Origin of the sequence: Bifidobacterium saimiriisciurei (assembly GCF_010667655.1) — a bacterium.
Taxonomy (GTDB): domain Bacteria; phylum Actinomycetota; class Actinomycetes; order Actinomycetales; family Bifidobacteriaceae; genus Galliscardovia; species Galliscardovia saimiriisciurei.
In genome coordinates, this window is record NZ_WHZU01000001.1 from 1 (window position 1) to 21693 (window position 21693).

The 21693-nt window shown below is 64.6% G+C and carries 19 protein-coding genes; 10 read left to right on the forward strand and 9 right to left on the reverse strand.

All coding sequences use genetic code 11. From position 1 onward, the window contains the following. Positions 1-163: 163 nt before the first annotated feature. The 10 genes from ftsX (at position 164) to gndA (ending at position 11990) form a co-directional block, all read left to right on the forward strand. Positions 164-1087 carry a permease-like cell division protein FtsX gene (ftsX, locus tag GFD18_RS00005; protein WP_100509962.1) on the forward strand — a complete coding sequence of 308 codons (924 nt, stop codon included), beginning with the start codon at positions 164-166 and terminating at the stop codon, positions 1085-1087. A gap of 86 nt (positions 1088-1173) precedes the next feature. Further along, on the forward strand, positions 1174-2649 hold the full coding sequence (locus GFD18_RS00010; protein WP_225432810.1) for a CHAP domain-containing protein: 1476 nt from the start codon (positions 1174-1176) through the stop codon (positions 2647-2649). A gap of 174 nt (positions 2650-2823) precedes the next feature. Continuing rightward, the gene (gene smpB, locus GFD18_RS00015) at positions 2824-3324 is read left to right on the forward strand and encodes an SsrA-binding protein SmpB (protein ID WP_163200124.1); all 501 of its coding nucleotides are present in this window, start codon (positions 2824-2826) and stop codon (positions 3322-3324) included. A gap of 32 nt (positions 3325-3356) precedes the next feature. Beyond that, positions 3357-4271: an ABC transporter substrate-binding protein gene (locus tag GFD18_RS00020; protein WP_225432812.1), complete on the forward strand. Its 915-nt coding sequence runs from the start codon at positions 3357-3359 to the stop codon at positions 4269-4271. Between the two features lie 156 nt (positions 4272-4427). Beyond that, positions 4428-5366 carry an ABC transporter substrate-binding protein gene (locus GFD18_RS00025; RefSeq protein ID WP_163200123.1) on the forward strand — a complete coding sequence of 313 codons (939 nt, stop codon included), beginning with the start codon at positions 4428-4430 and terminating at the stop codon, positions 5364-5366. Positions 5367-5535: 169 nt separating this feature from the next. Then, positions 5536-6519 carry an amino acid ABC transporter permease gene (locus GFD18_RS00030; RefSeq protein ID WP_163200122.1) on the forward strand — a complete coding sequence of 328 codons (984 nt, stop codon included), beginning with the start codon at positions 5536-5538 and terminating at the stop codon, positions 6517-6519. Between the two features lie 14 nt (positions 6520-6533). Then, positions 6534-7313, forward strand: a complete 780-nt coding sequence (locus GFD18_RS00035) for an amino acid ABC transporter ATP-binding protein (RefSeq protein ID WP_163200121.1) — start codon at positions 6534-6536, stop codon at positions 7311-7313. 313 nt (positions 7314-7626) lie between these two features. Beyond that, complete coding sequence (gene glmS, locus GFD18_RS00040) at positions 7627-9519, forward strand: glutamine--fructose-6-phosphate transaminase (isomerizing) (RefSeq protein WP_163200120.1); 1893 nt, start codon at positions 7627-7629, stop codon at positions 9517-9519. Positions 9520-9638: 119 nt separating this feature from the next. After that, on the forward strand, positions 9639-10412 hold the full coding sequence (locus tag GFD18_RS00045) for a pseudouridine synthase (protein WP_163200119.1): 774 nt from the start codon (positions 9639-9641) through the stop codon (positions 10410-10412). Positions 10413-10535: 123 nt separating this feature from the next. Continuing rightward, positions 10536-11990 carry an NADP-dependent phosphogluconate dehydrogenase gene (gene gndA / locus GFD18_RS00050; protein WP_163200118.1) on the forward strand — a complete coding sequence of 485 codons (1455 nt, stop codon included), beginning with the start codon at positions 10536-10538 and terminating at the stop codon, positions 11988-11990. 109 nt (positions 11991-12099) lie between these two features. On the opposite strand, the gene pgl is transcribed toward gndA, so the two are convergent. From pgl to coaBC, 9 genes are all read right to left on the reverse strand, one after another. Continuing rightward, positions 12100-12888: a 6-phosphogluconolactonase gene (gene pgl, locus GFD18_RS00055; RefSeq protein WP_163200191.1), complete on the reverse strand. Its 789-nt coding sequence runs from the start codon at positions 12886-12888 to the stop codon at positions 12100-12102. 293 nt (positions 12889-13181) lie between these two features. Further along, on the reverse strand, positions 13182-14117 hold the full coding sequence (locus tag GFD18_RS00060; protein ID WP_163200117.1) for a glucose-6-phosphate dehydrogenase assembly protein OpcA: 936 nt from the start codon (positions 14115-14117) through the stop codon (positions 13182-13184). After that, positions 14114-15661, reverse strand: coding sequence for a glucose-6-phosphate dehydrogenase (gene zwf / locus GFD18_RS00065; RefSeq protein WP_163200116.1), 1548 nt, complete (start codon positions 15659-15661; stop codon positions 14114-14116). Before zwf ends, GFD18_RS00060 begins: the two co-directional genes overlap by 4 nt. A gap of 321 nt (positions 15662-15982) precedes the next feature. After that, positions 15983-16366 (reverse strand): aspartate 1-decarboxylase, encoded by a 384-nt coding sequence (panD, locus tag GFD18_RS00070; protein WP_163200115.1) that lies wholly within the window; start codon positions 16364-16366, stop codon positions 15983-15985. 150 nt (positions 16367-16516) lie between these two features. Then, the gene (gene panC, locus GFD18_RS00075) at positions 16517-17386 is read right to left on the reverse strand and encodes a pantoate--beta-alanine ligase (RefSeq protein ID WP_100509952.1); all 870 of its coding nucleotides are present in this window, start codon (positions 17384-17386) and stop codon (positions 16517-16519) included. A gap of 98 nt (positions 17387-17484) precedes the next feature. Continuing rightward, on the reverse strand, positions 17485-18312 hold the full coding sequence (gene panB, locus GFD18_RS00080; RefSeq protein ID WP_163200114.1) for a 3-methyl-2-oxobutanoate hydroxymethyltransferase: 828 nt from the start codon (positions 18310-18312) through the stop codon (positions 17485-17487). 59 nt (positions 18313-18371) lie between these two features. Continuing rightward, positions 18372-19283 carry a Rossmann-like and DUF2520 domain-containing protein gene (locus tag GFD18_RS00085; RefSeq protein ID WP_163200113.1) on the reverse strand — a complete coding sequence of 304 codons (912 nt, stop codon included), beginning with the start codon at positions 19281-19283 and terminating at the stop codon, positions 18372-18374. Then, positions 19280-20077, reverse strand: coding sequence for a type III pantothenate kinase (locus tag GFD18_RS00090; RefSeq protein ID WP_163200112.1), 798 nt, complete (start codon positions 20075-20077; stop codon positions 19280-19282). Before GFD18_RS00090 ends, GFD18_RS00085 begins: the two co-directional genes overlap by 4 nt. An 82-nt stretch (positions 20078-20159) precedes the next feature. Continuing rightward, complete coding sequence (coaBC, locus tag GFD18_RS00095; RefSeq protein ID WP_163200111.1) at positions 20160-21527, reverse strand: bifunctional phosphopantothenoylcysteine decarboxylase/phosphopantothenate--cysteine ligase CoaBC; 1368 nt, start codon at positions 21525-21527, stop codon at positions 20160-20162. Positions 21528-21693 lie beyond the last annotated feature (166 nt).

The following is a 21693-nucleotide window of genomic DNA, read 5'->3' on the forward strand; positions in this document are numbered from 1 at the left end:
CGGCCTCGAGCAGACGCTTGGCGGCGCCTGAATCCTTGCCGTCCCCGCCACGCTTCGTTCCGCCGAGCGAGGAGAAGAAGACCGACAAGGCCGATGCCGCGAAAACCGGCGGCGACAAGGCCGACAAGAACCACGATGTGAAGGATACGAAGGAGAACGACCGATGAGATTCCGTTTCGTCCTGTCGGAGACATGGACCAGCATCAAGCGCAACGGTTCCATGATCCTTTCGGTGATGCTCGTCACCTTCATCTCGTTCCTGTTCATCGGCGCATCCGGCCTCATGCAGGCGCAGATCACCAAGGCCAAGGGCGACTGGTACGACAAGGTCGAGGTAGTGGTGTGGCTCTGCCCGGACGGCACCAGCCAGTCGGCCAACTGCGCCACCGGCAAGGCGCCGACCACCGATGAGATCATCGACATCCAGAACACCATCAAGGACGAGCTGCACAGCGACGTCTCCAAGATCACGTACGTGAGCAAGGACCAGTTCTACAAGGACACGTTCGTCAAGCAGTATCCGGGCGGCGTGTATCAGGGCCGTACGCTCACAGCGGACGACATGCAGGCGTCATTGCGCTTGAAGCTTACGAATCCGGAGAAATACCAGCAGGTCTCCGAGGTGCTTTCCGGCAAGAAGGGCGTCGAGGAGGTGCAGGACCAGCGGCAGATCTTCGACCCCGTGTTCGCCGTGCTCAACCGCGGCACCGTGGTGACGGTCGTGCTCGCCGCCGTGATGGTGCTTGTGGCCATCATGCTTACGGGAACCACGATTCGCATGTCCGCCGCGTCGCGCAAGAACGAGACGGAGATTATGCGCCTCGTCGGCGCCTCGAACTGGATCATCCAGCTGCCGTTCATTCTCGAGGGCGTCATCGCCTCGCTGCTTGGGTCCATCCTCTCATGCGTGGCGCTCGGCGGCATCGTGGAGGTGTTCGTCACCGGTTGGCTGGCGAAGACGGTCACGTGGATGCCGTTCGTCAACCTGACGACGGTGCTCATGGTCTCGCCGGCGCTGATCGGCGGCGCCGTGCTCCTGTCCATCGTCGCCTCGCTCATCTCGCTGCGCCGCTACCTCAAGGCCTAGCGAAAGTCAAGCCGGACGTTAGAATCGAACAAAGGGCTTTCAGGCGAATGCAGTACGATGGGGTGCCTGAAGCGTAAGGAGACGATATGACTATGTTGCGTACGAGCACCAAAGCCATCGGCATCATGGCGTGCCTCGGACTGACGCTGTCGATGGCCGTGGTGAACATCGCGGCGCCGGCACCGCAGGCCGCCGCGGCAACGCCGTCGTATAGCCAGCTGGCGCAGAGCAAGGCGAAGAAGCAGTCGCTGCAGAGCAAGCTCAGCGGCGTGAACTCCGCCTTGGCGCAGAAGATCATCGAACTCGACGATCTGACCAACAATCAGATCCCGGCCGCGCAGAAGGCCGCGAACGAGGCCGCCGACGCGGCCGAATCCGCGCAGGAGGAGGCCAACGCCGCGTCCGCCCGCCTCGAGGCCGCGCAGAAGGACAAGTCGGATCTCGAGAAGAAGATCAAGGAGACCGGCGAGGACTACGACGACGCGCACGCCGCCGTCGCCGAACTGGCCCGAGACAGCTTCCACGGCTCCGCGGCCTCCGACACGATGAGCATGGTCACCGGCGCGAAGAACACCGACGACTTCATCAAGTCGATGCAGTCGTCCGCGGCCGTCACCCGCTCCGAGTCGAACGCCGCGAACGACGCCGCCAACGCGCAGAGCACGCAGATGAACCGCAAGGACCGTCTCGCCGCCATCGAAAAGCAGATCACCGAGCTCAAGACGCAGGCCGAGTCCGACGCCGCCGCCGCGCAGAAGGCCGCCGCCAACGCGCAGGCCAAGACCGAGCAGCTCAACGCCCTGCGTGACAAGGGCACCTCGCAGCGCACCTACCTGGAGTCGCAGCAGAGCCAGCTCAAGTCCGCCACGGCCAAGGAAGCCGCGCAGATCGTGCTCCTGCAGTCGCAGATCGACTCCTACAACCGTCAGCTCGCCGCCCAGAAGCCGAGCGCCCAGCAGCAGATCACCGCGAACAGCGGCGCCCAGGGCAGCACGCGTCCGTCCGGCAGCAGCTCCAGCAGCTCGAGCCGTCCCTCCACCAGCACGAACACGAGCCGTCCGTCGAACAGCAACAGCAGTCATTCATCGTCCTCGTCCAGCCGTCCGTCGAACAGCGGCTCGTCGTCGAACAGCAGCTCCAGGCCCTCCGGCATGAACTATTCCGTGCCCGGCAACTGCCCGCAGGGTTCGACCTACTGCTACGGCCACGCCACCGGCAACGTCGGCAACGCCTACCCGTGGAGCCAGTGCACCTGGTGGTCCTACATCCGTCGCGGTCAGCTCAGGCTGCCGGTCGGCTCCTACCTCGGCAACGGCCAGGACTGGGGCAACTCGGCCAGGCGCCTCGGCTACTACGTGAACAACACGCCGCACGTGGGCGCCGTCATGGTGTTCCGTGCCGGCCAGGACGGCCACAGCCCCATCTACGGCCATGTGGCGATCGTCGAACGCATCAACTCCGACGGTTCGGTGTTCGTCTCCGAAGGTGGCTCCATCTGGCAGGGCAACGTCCACTACGACACCCTGTACGATCCCTACGACCACCAGTACGTCCACTACTGATCCAATAGGGTCGTGATGCAGGACGCAAGTCCGCACCAGCGTTCGCCGATGGCGGGAATCCACGCAGGATTCCCGCCATCGTTGCGTTCACGCTACTATGGACCGATAGCACCGACGCAGCCGTAGGGCTCGAAGACGCAGGGAAGACGATACAACAGAGGGAAGGAGGACCGTATGGCGGCAAAGCAGACCAAGCAGGACAAGAGGGAACAGGGCGCCAAGCCGATCGCCGTGAACCGCAGGGCGCGGCACGACTACGAGATCGAGGACAGGCTCGAGGCAGGCATCGTGCTCTCGGGCACGGAGGTGAAGTCGCTGCGCGAGGGGCGCGCATCGCTCGCCGAGGCGTTCGTGAGCATCGACCGCCGGGGTGAGATCTGGCTGGAGAACGCGAACATCCCCGAGTACCTCAACGGCACGTGGACCAACCACGCGCCCAAGCGCAAGCGCAAGCTGCTGCTGCACGCCCAGCAGATCGAGAAGCTCGCCCGCCAGATTCAGGCGAAGGGCTACACCATCGTGCCGCTGAGCCTGTATTTCAAGGACGGCCGTGTGAAGGTCGAGATCGCGCTGGCGCGGGGCAAGCGCGAGTTCGACAAGCGCCAGGCGTTGCGCGAGGCACAGGACAAGCGCGAGGCGCAGCGCGAGATGCGCCTCCGTAACATGCGCCATTAGATTTGGCGTTACCGACCGTTTACTATGGCAGTATGCGAAGACTGAAGATGATGCTTGCGGCCGTCGTGGCCGCGACGATGATGGTGCCGCTCGCGGCGTGCGGCACCAGCGACGCCACCGATTCCGACCCCGACATCGCGCGCAGCTACGACGTCGGCCATATCCAGAAGGACGAGAAGATCGCCGCGATGCTGCCGGAATCCATCACCAAGGACGGCAAGCTCTCCGTCGGCGTCAACGTCACCTATGCGCCTGCCGAATTCCTGGCCTCCGACGGCAAGACGTCCGTCGGCTACGAAATCGATTTGGACAAGGCGCTTGCCAAGGTGTTCGGGCTCGACCTCGACATCGAGAACGCCACCTTCGACACCATCATCCCCTCGGTCGGCTCGAAATACGACCTGGGCATCTCCGGCTTCACCGTGAACAAAGACCGTATGGACGCGGTCGACTTCGTCACCTACGCCAAGGCCGGCCTCACCTTCGCCGTGCGCAAGGGCAACCCCACGCATGCGGACCCGAAGCAGCTGTGCGGCACACGCGTCTCCGTGCAGGTGGGCGTCGTCGCCGAAACCGAGATGTACAAGGCGCAGGACGCCTGCAAGGCCGCCGGCAAGGAACGCATCGAGATCCTGCCGTACCGCAACCAGACCGACGTGACCACGGCGCTGATCGCCGGCCGCGTGGACCTCATGTACGCCGATACGCCAGTCTCCGGCTATGCCGTCGCCCAGACCGACGGCCAGCTGCAGACGCTCGGCGAGAACGAGGGCGTGCAGCCGATGGGCATCGCCGTGCAGAAGGGCGACGAGCGGACCGTGAAGGCGGTGAAGGCGGCGCTCGAGAAGCTCATGGCCGACGGCACATACAAGGCCATCATGAAGACGTGGGGCGTGGAGAACGTCATGATCGACAGGCCCGAGGTCAATCCCAAGGTCGACGCGTAAGGCATCGGCTCCCCTTGGCCATGAGGGGAGCCGACGGGATGGCGCGGTTCGAGTTTGGCTGGTGTCCATAAAAGTTTGGTTGGTAACCTGCTCGTGACATTGCGAACTTACTTTCGGTAATCGGTTAGGAAATGAACTTTCCGAGAGGAAGAAACAATGTCACTCACCACTCGAATCAAGGCCATCGCCGCGGCCACGCTCGCCGCGGCCACGCTGTTCTCCATGGCCGCGTGCGGCACGTCGGACTCCTCGTCCGACTCGTCGTCCGACAGCTCGTCCAAGTCCTCGACGCAGGGCTTCGACACCAGCTCCATCAAGAAGGACGACGAGCTCGCCGCCATGCTGCCCGACTCCATCAAGGGCGACGGCGTGCTCAAGGTCGGCACCGACACCTCGTACGCCCCGGCCGAGTTCCTCGCCGAGGACGGCAAGACGCCCGTCGGGTTCGATGTGGACCTGACCAAGGCGCTGGCCGCCGAGTTCGGCCTCAAGCCCGAGACCACCACCGCCACCTTCGACTCCATCATCCCGTCCGTCGGCTCCAAGTACGACATCGGCATCTCCTCGTTCACCGTCACCAAGGAACGTCTCCAGGCCGTCGACTTCGTCACCTACTTCAAGGCCGGCTCCACGTTCGTCGTGAAGAAGGGCAACCCCTCGAAGATCGACAGTTCCGACCTGTGCGGCAAGAAGGTGGCCGTCCAGACCGGCACCACGCAGGAGGAGGAGATCAACAAGGCCAACGACGCATGCAAGGCCGCCGGCAAGAGCGGCATCGACATCCAGTCGTCCAAGCTGCAGACCGACGTGACCACGGCCGTCGCCTCCGGCAAGGCCGACATCTTCTACGCCGACACCCCCGTCGCCGGCTACGCCATCAAGCAGACCGGCGACACGCTCGAGGCCCTCGGCGAGGACGTCGGCGTGACCCCCGAGGCCATCGCCATCAAGAAGGGCGACACCAAGACCGCCGAGGCCATGCAGAAGGCCGTGCAGAAGCTCATGGACGACGGCACCTACAAGAAGATCCTCGACACGTGGGGAGTCTCCTCCGGCGCCATCGACAAGGCCGAAATCAACCCCGCCGCCGAATAACGCGGCGGCCGACCGGCGGCGAACGCCGTCGGACTCCCGTTTGCCCGAATCCCGGTGATTTTCCGAGCGGATTCGTGAAAACGGAATCATCGTCATCCAAGATGCCACCCATCGGGTAGTGTCTTGGATGACTCCGTTGTATTAGTGGAAAGAGAAGAAAGCCGTAATCATGGCAGCGAAGAACACAGAATCAGACGGGCTGAACATCCCCAACCGGATCAACGCCCTGCCCGTGCGACGCATCGGACCCGTCGTCGCCGGCGTCATCGTGGCGCTCCTTGCGGCCATGCTGGTGTACGGCATGGTCACCAACGAGCGGTTCGAATGGGACGTCGTGTGGAAGTACCTCTTCAATGAGAACGTGCTGGCCGGCATCGGCTGGACGCTGTGGATCACCGTGCTCTCCATGGTCATCGCCACCGTGCTCGCCGTGATCCTCGCCATCATGCGCAAGTCCATCAACCCAGTGCTGCGCGGCGTGAGCTGGTTCTTCATCTGGTTCTTCCGCGGAACCCCTGTGTACACCCAGCTGGTGTTCTGGGGCCTGTTCTCCGTGCTCGTGCCCAAGCTCGGTCTCGGCATTCCGTTCACGTCCATCGAATTCTGGTCCATCGACTCGCAGAACGTCGTCACCGCGTTCCGTGCGGCCGTCATCGGCCTGGCGCTCAACGAAGCCGCCTATCTTTCCGAGATCGTGCGCGCCGGCCTCGAGGCCGTCGACCCCGGCCAGGCCGAGGCCGCCGAGGCGCTCGGCATGCGCCGTTCGCTCATCATGCGCCGCATCATCCTGCCGCAGGCCATGCGCATCATCATCCCGCCGACCGGCAACGAGACCATCGGCATGCTCAAGACCACGTCCCTCGTGCTGGCCGTGCCGTTCACGCTCGACCTGCAGTTCGCCACGAACGCCATCGCCAACCGCATATACAAGCCTATCCCGCTGCTCATCGTGGCCTGCTTCTGGTACCTGCTCATCACCTCCGTGCTGATGGTCATCCAGTCCAGGCTCGAAAAGTACTTCGGCAAGGGCTTCGAGGCCCGCCCGATCGGCACCAAGGGCAAGCAGACGCCGCTGCCCGGCAAGACCGACGGCGAACCCAAGGACGACGTGCACAAGACGAATCAGGCCACCATGGTCGGATTGAACGCGTGAGTGGAGGCAACGAAATGACGACAACGAACATCGCGGTCAAGGCCACGCAGGTGCACAAGGCCTTCGGATCCCTCCACGTGCTCAAGGGCGTGGACCTCACCGTCGAAACCGGCACCGTCACCGTGATTCTCGGCCCCTCCGGCTCCGGCAAGTCCACGCTGCTGCGTCTCATCAACCAGCTCGAGACGCTCACCGGCGGCCGCATCGAGGTCGACGGCGAGATGATCGGCTACAAGGAGGTCACGAGGAACGGCCAGACCGTGCTCCAGACCCTCGACGACAAGGACATCGCACGCCAGCGCGCCAAGCTCGGCATGGTGTTCCAGAAGTTCAACCTGTTCCCGCACATGACCGCCCTCGAAAACGTGATGGAGGCGCCTGTTCACGTGGCGCACATGCCGAAGGACAAGGCGCGCAACGAGGCCATCGAGGAGCTCAACCGCGTGGGCATGGGCGAACGCCTCAACTACTATCCGATGCAGCTTTCCGGCGGCCAGCAGCAGCGCGTGGCCATCGCACGCGCCCTCGCCATGCATCCCGACATCATGCTCTTCGACGAGCCGACCTCGGCGCTCGACCCCGAACTCGTGGGCGAGGTGCTGAACGTCATGCGTTCGCTCGCCCAGGCCGGCATGACCATGATCTGCGTGACCCATGAGATCGGCTTCGCCCGCGAGGTCGCCGACCAGATCGTGTTCATGGACGGCGGCGTGGTCGTGGAGAAGGGCGGCCCTGAAATCATCGACAACCCCAAGGAACCCCGTTTCAAGGACTTCCTCAACCACGTGCTCTAGCCCTCGTGGCCCGCTGCATAGGGCTCCGGCATGCATTTCGCGACACACTCAAGGCCGTTCGGCCGGGAGGCTCCGCCTCCCAAGCCTACGGTCGCGAAACGCATGCCGGAGCCCTTGGTGTCTGCACCACCCAGCAGCGGCCGTCGCGGTCGTGGCAGATGCGGGAAGCCAGAAGCGCGGGCATAGCCGGGGTCGGGAAGAGACGAGATGATTTCGGGCGGGCGCGGGAGCGTGGGGGCGCCTTGTATAGGTTCGGCCAAGGTGGCGTTTTGCTTGGGGCGTATGCAACATTCATTGCATACACTGGTTTTTCATGTGTGGAATCGTAGGATATGCAGGAAACATCGAAACCGCGTGCGGCAAGCCGTTGGAGGTCTGCCTTCAGGGTCTGAAGCGCCTGGAATACCGCGGATATGATTCTGCCGGCGTGGCATTGACGGCACCCGGCATGGATCACGTCGAGGTGCGCAAGAAGGCGGGACGTCTCGCGAACCTCGTCGAGGACATCGAACGCAAGCCCATGCCGCTGGCGACCGTCGGCATCGGCCACACCCGCTGGGCCACCAACGGCGTGCCAAGCGACGTGAACGCCCACCCGCATACCAGCATGGACGGCAAGGTCGCCATCATCCACAACGGCATCATCGAGAACGCATCCCAGCTGCGGCTCGATTTGCAGGCCGAGGGCTACCGCTTCTCGTCAAACACCGACACCGAGGTGGCCGCCAAGCTGCTCGGCAAGATCGTCGACACCATCATCGCCGACGAGGGCAAGCCGAACCTGTTCCGTGCCGTTCGCCGGCTGGCCCGCATGCTCGAGGGCGCGTTCACCATCCTGGCGACCGACTGCCGCCAGCCCGACATCATCGTCGGCGCCCGCCATGACTCGCCGCTGGTCGTCGGCCTCGGCGACGGCGAGAACTTCCTCGGCTCCGACGTGGCCGCGTTCGTCGCCTACACGAAGCGTGCGCTGGAGGTCGACCAGGACCAGGCCGTCTGCGTCTCCGCCGACAAGGTCATCGTCACCGACTTCAACGGCAACGTCGTGGAGAATCCGAAGACCTACACCGTCGACTGGGACGCCTCGGCCGCCGAAAAGGGCGGATGGGATTCGTTCATGGACAAGGAGATCCACGAGGACCCGGCCGCCGTGCAGCGCACGCTGCTCGGACGATTCGACAAGAACGGCGACCTCAACCTCGACGAGGTGCATATCGACGAGCACGACTTCAAGGCCATCGACAAGATCATCGTCATCGCCTGCGGCACGGCCAGCTATGCCGGCCTCGTCGCCAAGTACGCCATCGAGCACTGGGTGCGCATCCCCGTGGAGGTGGAGCTCGCCCACGAGTTCCGCTACCGCGACCCGATTCTGACCCCGCGCACGCTTGTGGTGGCCATCTCGCAGTCCGGCGAGACCATGGACACGCTCATGGCGCTGCGCCACGCCCGCGAGCAGGGCTCGAAGGTGCTGGCCATCTGCAACACGCAGGGCGCCTCCATCCCGCGCGAATCCGACGCCGTGCTCTACACGCACGCCGGCCCCGAGGTGGCCGTGGCCTCCACGAAGGCGTTCGTCGCGCAGATCACCGCCGCCTACGTGCTCGGCCTGTATCTCGCCCAGATCAAGGGCACGATGTTCCGCGACGAGATCCATCAGATCCTCGGCGGCCTCAAGGACATGCCGCGCAAGATCCAGTGGGTGCTCGACACGCAGACCGAAACCATCCGCAAGGCCGCCGAAAGCATGGTGAACGCGAACTCGTTCCTGTTCCTCGGCCGTCATGTGGGCTATCCGGTCGCGCTCGAGGGCGCGCTGAAGCTCAAGGAAATCGCCTACACGTTCACCGAGGGCTTCGCCGCCGGCGAGCTCAAGCACGGCCCGATCGCGCTGGTGGACGAGGGCGAGCCGGTCGTGTTCATCGTGCCGCCGGAACGCGGACGCAATGTGCTGCACGCCAAGGTCATCTCCGGCATCGAGGAGGTCAAGGCCCGCGGCGCCTACATCATCGCCGTGGCCGAGGAGGGCGACAAGGACGTGGAGAACTACGCCGACGTCGTGTTCTGGCGTCCCAAGTGCCCCACGCTCATGAGCCCGCTCGTGGACGTCGTGCCGCTGCAGCTGTTCGCCATGGACATGGCCAAGCTCAAGAACTACGACGTCGACAAGCCGCGCAACCTCGCCAAGTCCGTCACCGTCGAGTAACGGCCGGGCAGCGTTTGTACGTCATCCGCATTTTCCTCGCGCAAGTTGTCGTGAAACGGTCCTGTTTTCGATGATTTGCGCGGGGAGAATGCGGATTTCGAATATTTGGGGGAGTGATCATGCCGCAACGACACCGCTGGGTGACGGACGAGCCGGATATTCCGTTCGACTTCGACGTGCTGTATGAGGACGAGCACATCATCGTCATCGACAAGCCGCATTTCCTGCCCACCACGCCGCGTGGCATGTGGTATCGGTCCACGGCGCTGATACGGCTGCGGGAGCGTCTGGGGGAGCCGCAGATCACGCCTGCACACCGATTGGACCGCGACACCGCCGGCGTGGTGGTGTTCGTGCGCGAGCTCTCCGCCCGTGGCGCCTACCAGATGCTGTTCCAGGAACATCGGACGACGAAGACCTACGAATGCCTGGCTCCGGCGCGGCCGATTGTGCGGCCTCGATACGGTACCGTCGAACGATTGGAGCCGCCGCGCGTGTTTCCGCTGCGGAGGCGCTCGCGCATCGTCAAGGACCGCGGCATCCTGCAGGCATACGAGGAGCCGGGGCGGGTCAACGCGGAGACGACGATCGAACTGGGTGCTTCAGGGGAGTGCGGCATTCGGAATGATGAGGGGACCGGGTGCCGTCATCGCTCGATTCGCGCCTATGCCCTGCATCCGCGTACCGGCAAGACGCATCAGCTGCGCGTGCATATGAACTCGCTGGGCCTGCCCATCCTCGGCGACCCCATGTACCCGCGTGTCATCGACCGCGCCTACGACGATTTCTCGAACCCGCTGCAGCTCGTGGCCCGCACGCTCGAGTTCACCGACCCCTACACCGGGGAGCCTCGCCGATTCGATTCGCGCATGCCGTTGGCGCTCGCCGAATGAACGGTCGGAAAACTCTGGACGTAAAAAGTACTACGTTTAATCGCAATGGTATACTTTTACCAGCGCGATAACCGTGCCCATGGCGGCTGCGAGGCCGCCCGAACGTTCTATCGAAAGGCAATGATGAGCGAAGCACAAGCCAATATCGGTGTTGTAGGTCTTGCGGCGATGGGAGCGAGCCTGGCTCGCAACCTGGCGCACAAGGGCAACACGGTCGCCGTCTACAACCGTCACTACTCCCGTACCGAAACGCTGATTGACAAGCATGGCGACGAGGGCAAGTTCGTTCCCGCGAAGACGCTGGAGGAGTTCGTCGCATCGCTGACCAAGCCGCGTACGGCCATCATCATGGTCAAGGCCGGCGAGCCCACCGACGACATGATCAACGCCCTCGCCGACCTCATGGAGCCGGGCGACATCATCGTCGACTGCGGCAACGCCTACTACAAGGACACCATGCGCCGTGAGAAGGCCATCCGCGCCCGCGGCCTGCACTTCGTCGGCTGCGGCGTCTCCGGCGGCGAGGAAGGCGCCCTCAAGGGCCCGTCCATGATGCCCGGCGGCACCAAGGAATCCTGGAAGACCCTTGGTCCGATCCTCGAGAGCATCTCCGCCAAGGCCGAAGGCGAGCCGTGCGTCACGCACATCGGCTCCGACGGCGCCGGCCACTTCGTGAAAATGGTGCACAACGGCATCGAGTACTCCGACATGCAGCTCATCGCCGAAAGCTACGACCTCATGCGCCGTGGCCTGGGCATGGAGCCGTCCGAGATCGGCGACCTGTTCGAGGAGTGGAACAAGACCGAGCTGAACTCCTACCTCATCGAGATCACCGCCGAAGTGCTCCACCACGTGGACAAGAAGACCGGCAAGCCGTTCATCGACGTGGTGCTCGACCACGCCGGCATGAAGGGCACCGGCACCTGGACCGTGCAGACCGCCCTGTCGCTGGGCGTGCCGGTGACGGGCATCGCCGAGGCCGTGTTCGCCCGCGGCCTGTCCTCCCAGACCGAGCTGCGCGCCGAGGCCGCCAAGCAGGGGCTTGAGGGTCCGTCCGAGGTCGTACCGATGCCGCTTGAGGAGCGTCAGGCGTTCATCAACGACATCCGCGAGGCGCTGTACGCCTCCAAGATCGTGGCCTACGCGCAGGGCTTCAACGAGATCTCCGAGGCAGCCAAGGAGTACGGCTGGGACATCGACCTCGCCGCCGTGGCCCGCATCTGGCGTGGCGGCTGCATCATCCGCGCCCAGTTCCTCAACCGCATCTCCGAGGCGTTCGAATCCGGCGAGGCCAACGTGTCGCTGCTGTTCGCCCCGTACTTCAAGGATGCCGTCGAGACCGTGCAGCGTTCGTGGCGCCGCGTGATCTCCCGCGCCATCAGCTTCGGCATCCCGATGCCGGTGTTCTCCAGCTCCCTGGCCTACTACGACGGCCTGCGCTCCAAGCGCCTGCCCGCCGCCCTGATCCAGGGCCAGCGCGACCTCTTCGGCGCCCACACCTACCAGCGCGTCGACGAGCCCGGCGTCTTCCACACCTTGTGGACTGAGGAAGGCCAGGAGGAGATCAAGCAGTCCTGATGCTGATTTCCGATTGCCGCTGATACGGAAAAAGGAGGTGCATCCCCGACGTGGGGATGCACCTCCTTTGTGTTTGCGACGTTATGCCCAGTCCGTTGCGAACGGCGTCTTACAGGTTCGCGGCGGCGTCCTTGTCGAGCAGCCACAGCGTCTCCTTGTCGCCGCCGGCGAAGGAGCTCGGCACGTGCGGGTTGTTGTATCCGGACAGTGCCTTGCCCACGGCCTCGGCCTTGCGCGGCGTGGAGGCGAACACCCATACGCGGCGGCAGCGGCGGATGAACGGCACGGTGAGGCTGATGCGCATCGGCGGCAGCTTGGGGGAGTCGGTGATGCCGATCACACGGGTCTTCTTGTCGTGGTTGCGCAGCACCGGATGGTTCGGGAACAGCGAGGCGAAATGGCCGTCGGGCCCCACTCCGAACAGGGCGATGTCGAACGCCTGCTTCTTGCCCAGCGCCTTGACGATCTCGTGCTCGTACGCCTTGGCCGCCTTGTTCACGGCGTCGTAGTTCTCCACGTCGGTGGCGTTGGCGCGTTCCTCCTCGGAGCGGGTGTCGGCCGGCATCTCGTGGATATGCGATTCGGGCATCTGTCCGCTTTCCACGAGCTTGCCGAACCATGCCTCGCGGGCCTGCAGCGCGTTGCGGTCGGGGTCGTCGGCGGGAACGAACCGCTCGTCGCCCCACCACAGGTGCACGCGGCTCCAGTCCACGGCGGTCGCCAGCGGGCTTTCGGCCACGGTGCGCAGCATGGCGATGCCGTCGGTGCCGCCGGTAAGCGCCACGTCCACGCGCTGGCGCTTGGCCAGACGGTCCGATATCTTCAGCAGGAACCGCGATGCCAGCGCTTCGCGCAGTACATCGGCGGTCGGGTAGATGATGACTTTCCTATCGATCATTGCCATGATGGTTTCCTCCAAAATCCGCCGCGCCATTGTCATATCGTTCGTCCATTTGGCGGCAGGCATATTCAATCGATGTCAGACTAGCGCACCTTCATTGCGTGCGCGGTGGATTTTCTTGTTCTGTGACACGACATCCACGCGGATGTCATGTGGATTTCAGATTGGATGCGGAACGGACGGACGTCGTCCGTCGCGTCATCCGAATGTGAAAAGGGGCGGCGCCGCGTCGGAATCCGACGTCGCGCCGCCCCTTTTCGTTGATTTGATTCGAATCGTTCGTCCGAGGACTATTCGTGCTCGACGAGCTCCCAGCCGTGCTGGATGACCTCGGCGTAGATCTCGTCGGGGTCGAGGCGGCGCAGCTCCTCGCTCAGGCAGTCGCCGAGCGTGCGGATCGGCACGGTCACGTTCTGCGGCGACTGGCCGGGCTGGGAGATGACGGCCGCGTCCTCGGCGGCGCGCTCGATGCTCAGCACGCCGTCCTCGCGGGTGAAGTACACGCCGGAGATGGCGTTGAGGTCGTCGGAACGCTCGACGGTGACGGGAACGTCATGCAGGCTCCAGGCGAGCCAGGAGGCCAGCAGCTCCAGCGGCAGGTCGTGCGTCGGACCGGTGAGCTTCACTGCGGTGATGGGCAGATGCGGAGGCTGGTCGAGCATGGAGACGAGCAGGGCGCGCCAGATCGTCAGGCGGGTCCACGACATGTCGACGTCCTGCGCGCTGTAGTGGGCGCGCAGCGCGATGAACGCGGCCTCGGGGTTCGGGGCGCGGGTGGCGTCGGTGATACGGCTGCGGGCCATGCGGCCGATGGCGTTGACGGACGGGTTCTCCGGCGCCTTGGTCGGCCACCAGGCCACGACGGGCGCGTCGGGCACCAGCAGCGGGATGACGAGGGTGTCGAGATGGCGGATGAGCTCGTCGGCCGGCTTGAGCACGATGATCTCGCCGGCGCCGGCGTCCGCACCGAAACGAATCTGCGCGTCGAGCGTGGAGCCGTCCTCGGCGTCGGCCGGACGGGCGTGCTTGACGATCACGATGACGCGGCACGGATGCTCGCGGCTTGCGGCGTTGGCCGTCTCCAGCGAGTTCTCCAGCTCCTCGGTGTAGGTCTCCACGAGCAGGGTGAGCACGCGGCTCTGCGCGGCCTCGCCGCGTTCCTCGTGCAGCTCCTCGATCTTGCGGGAGATCGCCGATGTAGTGGTGTTGGGCAGGTCGAAAATCATGGCATCCTCCAATGGTGTCCGTCGCGGGCAAGCATGTCGTCGGCTTCCTTCGGTCCCCAGGTGCCGGCACGGTAGGGGGCGGGCTGGCCGAGCGTGCTCCAGAACTCCTCGATCGGGTCGAGGATCTCCCAGGAGAGCTCGACCTCCTTGGTGGTCGGGAACAGCGGCGGGTCGCCGAGCAGCACGTCGAGGATCAGTCGCTCGTAGGCCTCGGGGGAGGCCTCGGTGAAGGAGCTGCCGTAGCTGAAGTCCATGCTCACGTCGCGCACCTCCATGGCGGTGCCCGGCACCTTCGCGCCGAAGCGCAGGGTCACGCCCTCGTCGGGCTGCACGCGGATGACCACGGCGTTGGCGCCGAGTTCGCGGGTGGCTGTGGTTTCGAACGGCAGGTGCGGGGCGCGCTTGAACTGCACGGCGATCTCGGTCACGCGCTTGCCGAGGCGCTTGCCGGTGCGCAGGTAGAACGGCACGCCGGCCCAGCGGCGGGTGTCGACGTCGAGACGGATGGCGGCATAGGTCTCCGTGGTGGAGTCCGGGCTGATGCCGTGCTCGTCGAGGTAGCCGATGACCTTTTCGGAGCCCTGCCAGCCTTCGGCGTACTGGCCGCGGGCGGTGTGCAGGGAGAGGTCCTTCGGCAGATGCACGGCGGAGAGCACCTTGGTCTTCTCGGCGCGCAGGTCGCTGGCGGCGAAGGAGACCGGCTCCTCCATGGCGGTGAGGGCCATGAGCTGCAGAAGGTGGTTCTGGATCACGTCTCGCGCGGCGCCGATGCCGTCGTAGTAGCCGGCGCGGCCGCCGATGCCAAGGTCCTCGGCCATGGTGATCTGCACGTGGCTCACGTAGTTGGCGTTCCAGACCGGCTCGAACATCATGTTGGCGAAGCGGAGGGCCAGCAGGTTCTGCACGGTCTCCTTGCCGAGGTAGTGGTCGATGCGGAACACGGATTCGGGGCTGAACACCTCGCCGACCACGCGGTCGAGCTCCTTGGCGCTTTCGAGGTCATGGCCGAACGGCTTCTCGATGATCACGCGGCGCCAGGCGCCTTCGGAGGAGTGGGAGAGGCCGGACGCGGCCAGCTGCTTGGAGACGACGGGGAAGTCGCGCGGCGGCACGGCCATGTAGAACGCGTGGTTGCCGCGGGTGCCGCGGTCACGGTCGAGTTCGGAGACGGTGTCGCTCAGGCGGGTGAACGCCTCGGAATCGTGGAATTCGCCCTGTACGAAGCGGATGGAATCGCGCAGGTGTCCCCAGGTGTTTTCGTTGAACGGGGTGCGGCAGTGGGCGCGCACCTGCTCCTCGGCGTAGTTGGCGAACTCCTCGTTGCTCCACGGGCGGCGGCCGAATCCGACCAGACCGAATCCGGCGGGCAGCAGGCCTCGGTTGGCGAGGTCGTAGACGGCGGGCAGCAGCTTGCGCTTCGCAAGATCGCCGGTGACGCCGAAGATCACCAGCGAGCATGGTCCGGCGACGCGTGGCAGGCGCAGGTCGCGCGAATCACGCAACGGATTGGAATACGCTGCCGTATTCCCCACAGTATTCCCCATGTGCAGCTCCTTTGGTGTTGATAGTGCGCATCAGTCTACAGATACGATATCGGTTTGCGTCATCCCTTGCCCGCGTTTTCCTGAAAGGAAAACTTATGACGGGTTATCGAATCCCTTGCGTTTCGGTGCCTCGTCGGTATGCAGACATTATGGTAAGCGCTTACCGTTTTCTTTCATCATAGAGTCCGACGATATGGATGGCAAGCCGATGACGGTGTGATGTGTGGATTGCGGATTATGGATGTGAAGAGGACTTCCCCTTGGTCCGCTGTCGCGGATGGCTCCCCTCGAGGAGGGGAGCCAGGGGGATTGCACGGGGTCCTAGGCGATCTGGCCGTGCTTCTCGTAATTGGTCACGCGCGTGGCGTGGTTCTTCCCGTCGACGAACACGACCTTCGGCTTGTGCGTCCTGGCCTCCTCGGCGTCCATCTGGCAATAGCACATGATGATGGCGGTGTCGCCGGGGTCGAAGAAGTGGGCTGCGGCGCCGTTGAGGCAGATGATGCCGCTGCCGGGCTCTCCGGCGATCGTGTAGGTTTCGAGGCGCTGGCCGTTGTTCACGTTCACGACGGCGACTTTCTCGTATTCGAGGATGCCGGCGGCGTCGAGCAGTTCGGAGTCGACGGTGATGGAGCCGACGTAGTCGAGACGCGCCTCGGTGACGGTGACGCGATGGATCTTGCCCTTGAGCATATTGAGCTGCATGATTGTTTCCTTGATTGAAGTTGTGGAATTGATGGGCTCCCCTCATCCCGCTTCGCGGACGGCTGGTCTCGGTTGCGAGGGGAGCCGAATATGGCGGGGAGCCGAAGGGGGCGAATCGTCCGATGGCCTCAGTGGAAGACCATCGGGGACTCAGTGGAGTTCGGGGTAGAAGAAGTTGTCGATCAGGCGGGTCTTGCCGATGCGTACGGCGATGGCGACGAGCACGGGCTGGTCGAGCGTGGCGACGGGGTGCACGTTCTCGAGGTCCACCACCTCAACATACTCCGGGTCGGCGAGCGGTTCGGTGGCCAGCACCTCGCGCACCTTGGCCTTGATGGCCTCGGCGCTCTTCTCGCCCGACTCGGCCAGCTCGCGGCCGGCCTCCAGCGCCTTGTGCAGGATCGGTGCGGCGGCGCGCTGCTCGGCGTTCAGGTACGTGTTGCGCGAGCTCTTGGCCAGGCCGTCGGCCTCGCGGATGATCGGGCAGCCGATGATCTCGATGTCGAAGTTGAGGTCGCGTACCATGCGCTTGATGACCAGCAGCTGCTGCGCGTCCTTCTGGCCGAAGTAGGCGCGGTTCGGCGTCACGATGTTGAACAGCTTGGCGACCACCGTGCACACGCCGCCGAAGTGCACCGGACGGCTCTTGCCGCACAGCTCCTCGGTGATCGTGGCCATGGTGATGGCGGTGGTGCGGTTCGGGTAGTACATCTCCTCGGGGGACGGGTTGAACAGCAGGTTCGCGCCGGCGCCGGAGACGAGCTTGGAATCGCGGTCGAGGTCGCGCGGGTAGGCCTCGAGGTCCTCGTTCGGTCCGAACTGCACGGGGTTGACGAAGTCGGAGACGACCACACGGTCGTTGTCGGCCACGGCACGCTCGATAAGGCTCCTGTGGCCCTCGTGCAGGAAGCCCATGGTCGGCACGAGGCCGACGGACAGGCCCTGGGCCTTCCAGGCCTTGACCTGCTCGCGCACCTCGGCGATGGTGTGGACGACGGCGAATTCACTGGTTTCAGTCATGATGATTACCTCTTATGGTGTGAATATTGCGTTATATACGTTGATTTCATTACCTCCTCCGACAGGAGGAGGCGGTATGGCGGTCGATGCCGGGCTCGCTACTTGAGTTCGGCGAGGATCTCCTCGTTCATCGCGAAGCCCTCCTTGGCGTTGTCGGGGAAGGCACCGGACTTGACGTCCTTGATGTAGCTGCCGAACGCCTCTCGCATCTGCGTGCCGATCTCGGCATAGTGGCGCACGAACTTCGTCTTCATCTCTCCGTACATGTTGAGCAGATCCTGGTAGACGAGGATCTGGCCGTCGGTCACATCGCCCGCGCCGATGCCGATCGTCGGGATGGAAAGCTCCTCGGTGATCTTCTTGGCGAGCAACGTGGGAATGCCCTCAAGCACCACGGCGAAGGCGCCGGCGTCCTCGATGGCGCGCGCGTCGTCGAGGATCTGCTGCGCTGTCTTGACGTTCTTGCCCTGCACTTTGAAGCCGCCGAACGCGTTCACCGACTGCGGGGTGAGGCCCAGATGCGCCATCACGGGGATGGACGCGGTCACGATGGCCCTGATCTGGTCGTGGAACGCCACGCCGCCCTCGAGCTTGACGGCCTGGGCGCCGCCCTCCTTGACGAGGCGTCCCGCGTTCTCCACGGCCTGGTCCACGGTGTGGTAGGCCATGAACGGCAGGTCCACCACCACGAGCGCGTTCTTCGCGCCGCGCGTCACGCACTTGGCGTGATGGATCATGTCCTCCATCGTCACCGGCAGCGTGGAGTCGTAGCCGAGCATGACCATGCCCAGCGAATCGCCGACGAGGATGCCGTCGATGCCGGATTCGTCAAGCAGCTTGGCCGTCGTGTAGTCGTAGGCGGTGAGCATCGAAAGCTTCTCGCCGCTCTCCTTGGCCGCACGGAACGTTACCGCAGTGTGCTTCATTGTTGGTTATCCTTTCGTTGGTCGCGGTCGGCCGGGCCGATCCACGCCTGTTTTACTTGTTATTCGGTTATGGGTGAAAGTATCGTTCGCAGCCCGTCGTAGTCGCGATTGGGGTTCTTCGCGGCGGCGATGTCGATCAGCGCCTGCGAAAGCGGCCGGTATACGGCCAGCGCATCGTCCGGAAGCGCCTTGAGATGCGCCTCGACGGTGCCGGCGTCCGCACGCTCGACGGGGCCTGTAAGCGCCGCCTTCGCGCCGCGCTCGCAGAAGGAGTCCGCGTTGTGGCGAATCATCGCCGACAACGCCTCGCGGGCGTCGGATTCGCCGAATCCGCACGACCGCAGCGTCTCCACCGCCTGATTCCACAAGGCGATGGGCAGGTTGCTCGCCATGACCGCCGCCGCATGGTAACGCGTCTTGCTGTCGGCCTCCATCGTCCGGTTTGGGTTGCCGAGCGATGCAAGCAGCTGTGACATCGCCTCGGTGACCCGCGCATCGCCCTCCAGTGCGAAGAACGCGCCGGCGAGCTGGTCTCGGCCGTCGGTCGGGAAGCGCTCGCTCACCGCCTGCATCGGATGCATCGAGAACGCGGAGACTCCGGCCTCGTCACTGCCGTCGAACACCCGGGACGACAGGCATCCGCTGCAGTGGCCGATGGCCATGCCGCTGACCGCATCTTCGGGCAGGTCGCGCAGGTCATGCCATACGCCGGCGATGGCGTCGTCCGGCGTGGTGACGATGAGCATGTCGCTCAGTTCCACGGCCGACATCAGCGACGGGAACGCGACGGCGGCCGTCGTCGCGTCAAAATCGGCCGCCTGGCGCGCGGCCGCATTCAACGCGTCCGCCGCGGCCTGCGATGACGTCATCGAACGACTGCAGTAGCCGCTGACGGTGACGGACGCCGACCCGCGAAGATGCGCGCCGAGTGCGCATCCCACCTTGCCCGCGCCGACGAATCCGATCCTCATGACCGGCGTCCCTTTCCTCGCGCGCCCTGCTTCTGAAGACGGGCGTAGATGATGGCCAGGCCCTTGAAGATGAGCTGACGGTCGTAGACGTCGATGGAGTCGGTGGCGTTGTACAGCACGCGTCCGAGACCACCGGTCGCCACGACCTTGAAATCATGGCCGATCTCCTTGCGGAACTGGGCGATCGTGTACTCCACGCCGCCGAGATACTGGTAGTAGATGCCGGCCTGCATGGCCGTCTTCGTGTTCGTCGCCAGGATCGTCTCCGGCTGCTCGATCTCGATTTCCGGCAGCTGGGCCGTATGGCTCCACAGCGAGTTCGCGCTGGTCTCCAGTCCGACGCCGATCACGCCGGCGCTGAACGTGCCGTTCTCGTCCACGTAGTCGTAGGTCGTGGCCGTGCCGAAATCGATGACCAGCACCGGGCCGCCATACAGGTAGTAGGCGCCGGCGCAGTCCGCGATGCGGTCCGCGCCCACGGTCTTCGGGTCGTCCAGCCGCAGATTGATGCCGCAGCGGATGCCCGGCCCGATGATGATGGGATCGAGGTCGAGGAACTTCTTGATGCTCGAACGGAACGCGTACATGACCTTCGGCACCACGGAGGAGATGATGACGTCATCGACCTCCTCGGGGCGGATATGCGACATCGTCATGAACGTCGAAAGCATCATCGCGTATTCGTCGCTCGTGCGACGGGTCTTCGTCGTCAGACGATACGTGCCGATGATGTCGTCGCCGTCGATGAATCCGATGACGATGTTCGTGTTGCCGATGTCCACGGCGATCAGCATGGTCTTCCTCTCTCTTCCCAGTGCCTGTCTCAGGTTCTTCTCTTCGTATGAATTCGTATGATTCCGTGCTTTCGCGCGTCTGTCAGGCCGCCTGCGGCACGCCCGCCTTGCGCAGCGCGGCGAGCCGGCCGAGGATCAGCCTCGCCAGGTCGGTCTTGGGCATCTGGCCGATGCGTTCGATGTCGGCGATGCTGTGGTCGTGCTCCACGTCGTCGGGCGGGGTGAGAATCGTCACCACGTTCGTATCGGTGGCGAATCCGGCGCCGGGGTCGCGCAGGTTGTTGGCCACCAGCATGTCGCAGTGCTTCTCGGCGAGCTTCTTCGCCGCGTTCTCCACCAGATGCTCGGTCTCCATGGCGAACCCGCACAGCACCTGCGAGCCGTCGTCGCGCTTGTGCTCGCCGGCCCATGCGAGGATGTCCGGGTTCGAGACGAGCTCCAGCGTAAGGGTGGTGCGCCCATGCTTCTTGATCTTCTGCGGGCTGGCGGTCTCGGCGCGGAAGTCGCCGACCGCGGCGGCCATCACCGTCACGTCGGTGGCGTCAAAGCGCTCGCTGACGGCGGCGAACATGTCACGTGCGGTCGTCACATCCACCACGTCCACGCCTTCGGGGGCCTCGAGGCTCACGGGGCCGGAGACCAGCGTCACATGCGCGCCCATATCGCGGGCGGCGGCGGCGAGGGCGTAGCCCATCTTGCCGGTGGAATGGTTGGTCAGGTATCGCACCGGGTCGAGCGGCTCCTGCGTGGGGCCGGCGGTCACCAGCACGTTCAGGCCCTTGAGCGGCTGATCGGCGTGGCCATCACCGGTCGCGGCCGGAGCGGGCGTCGTCGCATCGGTGGCGGCGTCGTTTTCGGCGAGCAGCGCGTCGATGGCCTTCTCGATGTCCTCCGGCTCGGCGAGACGTCCCTTGCCGACGTCCTGGCAGGCCAGCAGACCCGACGTGGGGTCGACGAAACGGAAGCCGAGCTCACGGCATTCGGCGATGTTGCGCTGCGTGGCCGGGTTCTCGTACATATGCACGTTCATCGCCGGGCACACCAGCTTCGGGCAGGTGGCGGCGAGCGTCGTGCTCGTCAGATAGTCGTCGGCGATGCCGGACGCGAACTTCGCGATGACGTTCGCCGTGGCCGGCGCGATGACCACGACATCGGCCCACTTGGCGTCCTCGATATGGCTGACGCCCACGCGCGCCTCGCCGAACTCGTCGGTGTAGGTGGCGTATTCGGCGGCCGGGAACATGGCCGTGCGCGTGGCGGTGTGCGTGAGGGAGTCGAAGGTGACGGGGCCCACGAACTTCGTGGCCGAGGCCGTCATCATCACACGGACCTCATGGCCGTGCTTGGTGAGGTTCGATGCCAGCTGGCACGCCTTGAACGCGGCTATGGAGCCGGTGACGCCCAGAAGAATATGACGCGGACGGGTGCCGCTGCTGTGATTGGCGCTCATTACGCTGCCTCCATACGATACGGCGAAATCACCCTACGGTGGGCCGCCAGTTCGTCAGTCTCTGCGGGAAGTCCCCGTCAAAGCCGATACAAGTCTAATGATCGCGGGGCCGATGCCGCCACTTCATGCCAACAATTGCCGATGTAATCTTCCTCACACCCGGCGT

Coding starts and splice junctions, on each gene's coding strand:
- ftsX (WP_100509962.1), top strand. CDS start 164: ATGAGATTCCGTTTCGTCCTGTCGGAGACATGGACCAGCATCAAGCGC.
- GFD18_RS00010 (WP_225432810.1), top strand. CDS start 1,174: ATGACTATGTTGCGTACGAGCACCAAAGCCATCGGCATCATGGCGTGC.
- smpB (WP_163200124.1), top strand. CDS start 2,824: ATGGCGGCAAAGCAGACCAAGCAGGACAAGAGGGAACAGGGCGCCAAG.
- GFD18_RS00020 (WP_225432812.1), top strand. CDS start 3,357: ATGCGAAGACTGAAGATGATGCTTGCGGCCGTCGTGGCCGCGACGATG.
- GFD18_RS00025 (WP_163200123.1), top strand. CDS start 4,428: ATGTCACTCACCACTCGAATCAAGGCCATCGCCGCGGCCACGCTCGCC.
- GFD18_RS00030 (WP_163200122.1), top strand. CDS start 5,536: ATGGCAGCGAAGAACACAGAATCAGACGGGCTGAACATCCCCAACCGG.
- GFD18_RS00035 (WP_163200121.1), top strand. CDS start 6,534: ATGACGACAACGAACATCGCGGTCAAGGCCACGCAGGTGCACAAGGCC.
- glmS (WP_163200120.1), top strand. CDS start 7,627: ATGTGTGGAATCGTAGGATATGCAGGAAACATCGAAACCGCGTGCGGC.
- GFD18_RS00045 (WP_163200119.1), top strand. CDS start 9,639: ATGCCGCAACGACACCGCTGGGTGACGGACGAGCCGGATATTCCGTTC.
- gndA (WP_163200118.1), top strand. CDS start 10,536: ATGAGCGAAGCACAAGCCAATATCGGTGTTGTAGGTCTTGCGGCGATG.
- pgl (WP_163200191.1), bottom strand. CDS start 12,888: ATGATCGATAGGAAAGTCATCATCTACCCGACCGCCGATGTACTGCGC.
- GFD18_RS00060 (WP_163200117.1), bottom strand. CDS start 14,117: ATGATTTTCGACCTGCCCAACACCACTACATCGGCGATCTCCCGCAAG.
- zwf (WP_163200116.1), bottom strand. CDS start 15,661: ATGGGGAATACTGTGGGGAATACGGCAGCGTATTCCAATCCGTTGCGT.
- panD (WP_163200115.1), bottom strand. CDS start 16,366: ATGCAGCTCAATATGCTCAAGGGCAAGATCCATCGCGTCACCGTCACC.
- panC (WP_100509952.1), bottom strand. CDS start 17,386: ATGACTGAAACCAGTGAATTCGCCGTCGTCCACACCATCGCCGAGGTG.
- panB (WP_163200114.1), bottom strand. CDS start 18,312: ATGAAGCACACTGCGGTAACGTTCCGTGCGGCCAAGGAGAGCGGCGAG.
- GFD18_RS00085 (WP_163200113.1), bottom strand. CDS start 19,283: ATGAGGATCGGATTCGTCGGCGCGGGCAAGGTGGGATGCGCACTCGGC.
- GFD18_RS00090 (WP_163200112.1), bottom strand. CDS start 20,077: ATGCTGATCGCCGTGGACATCGGCAACACGAACATCGTCATCGGATTC.
- coaBC (WP_163200111.1), bottom strand. CDS start 21,527: ATGAGCGCCAATCACAGCAGCGGCACCCGTCCGCGTCATATTCTTCTG.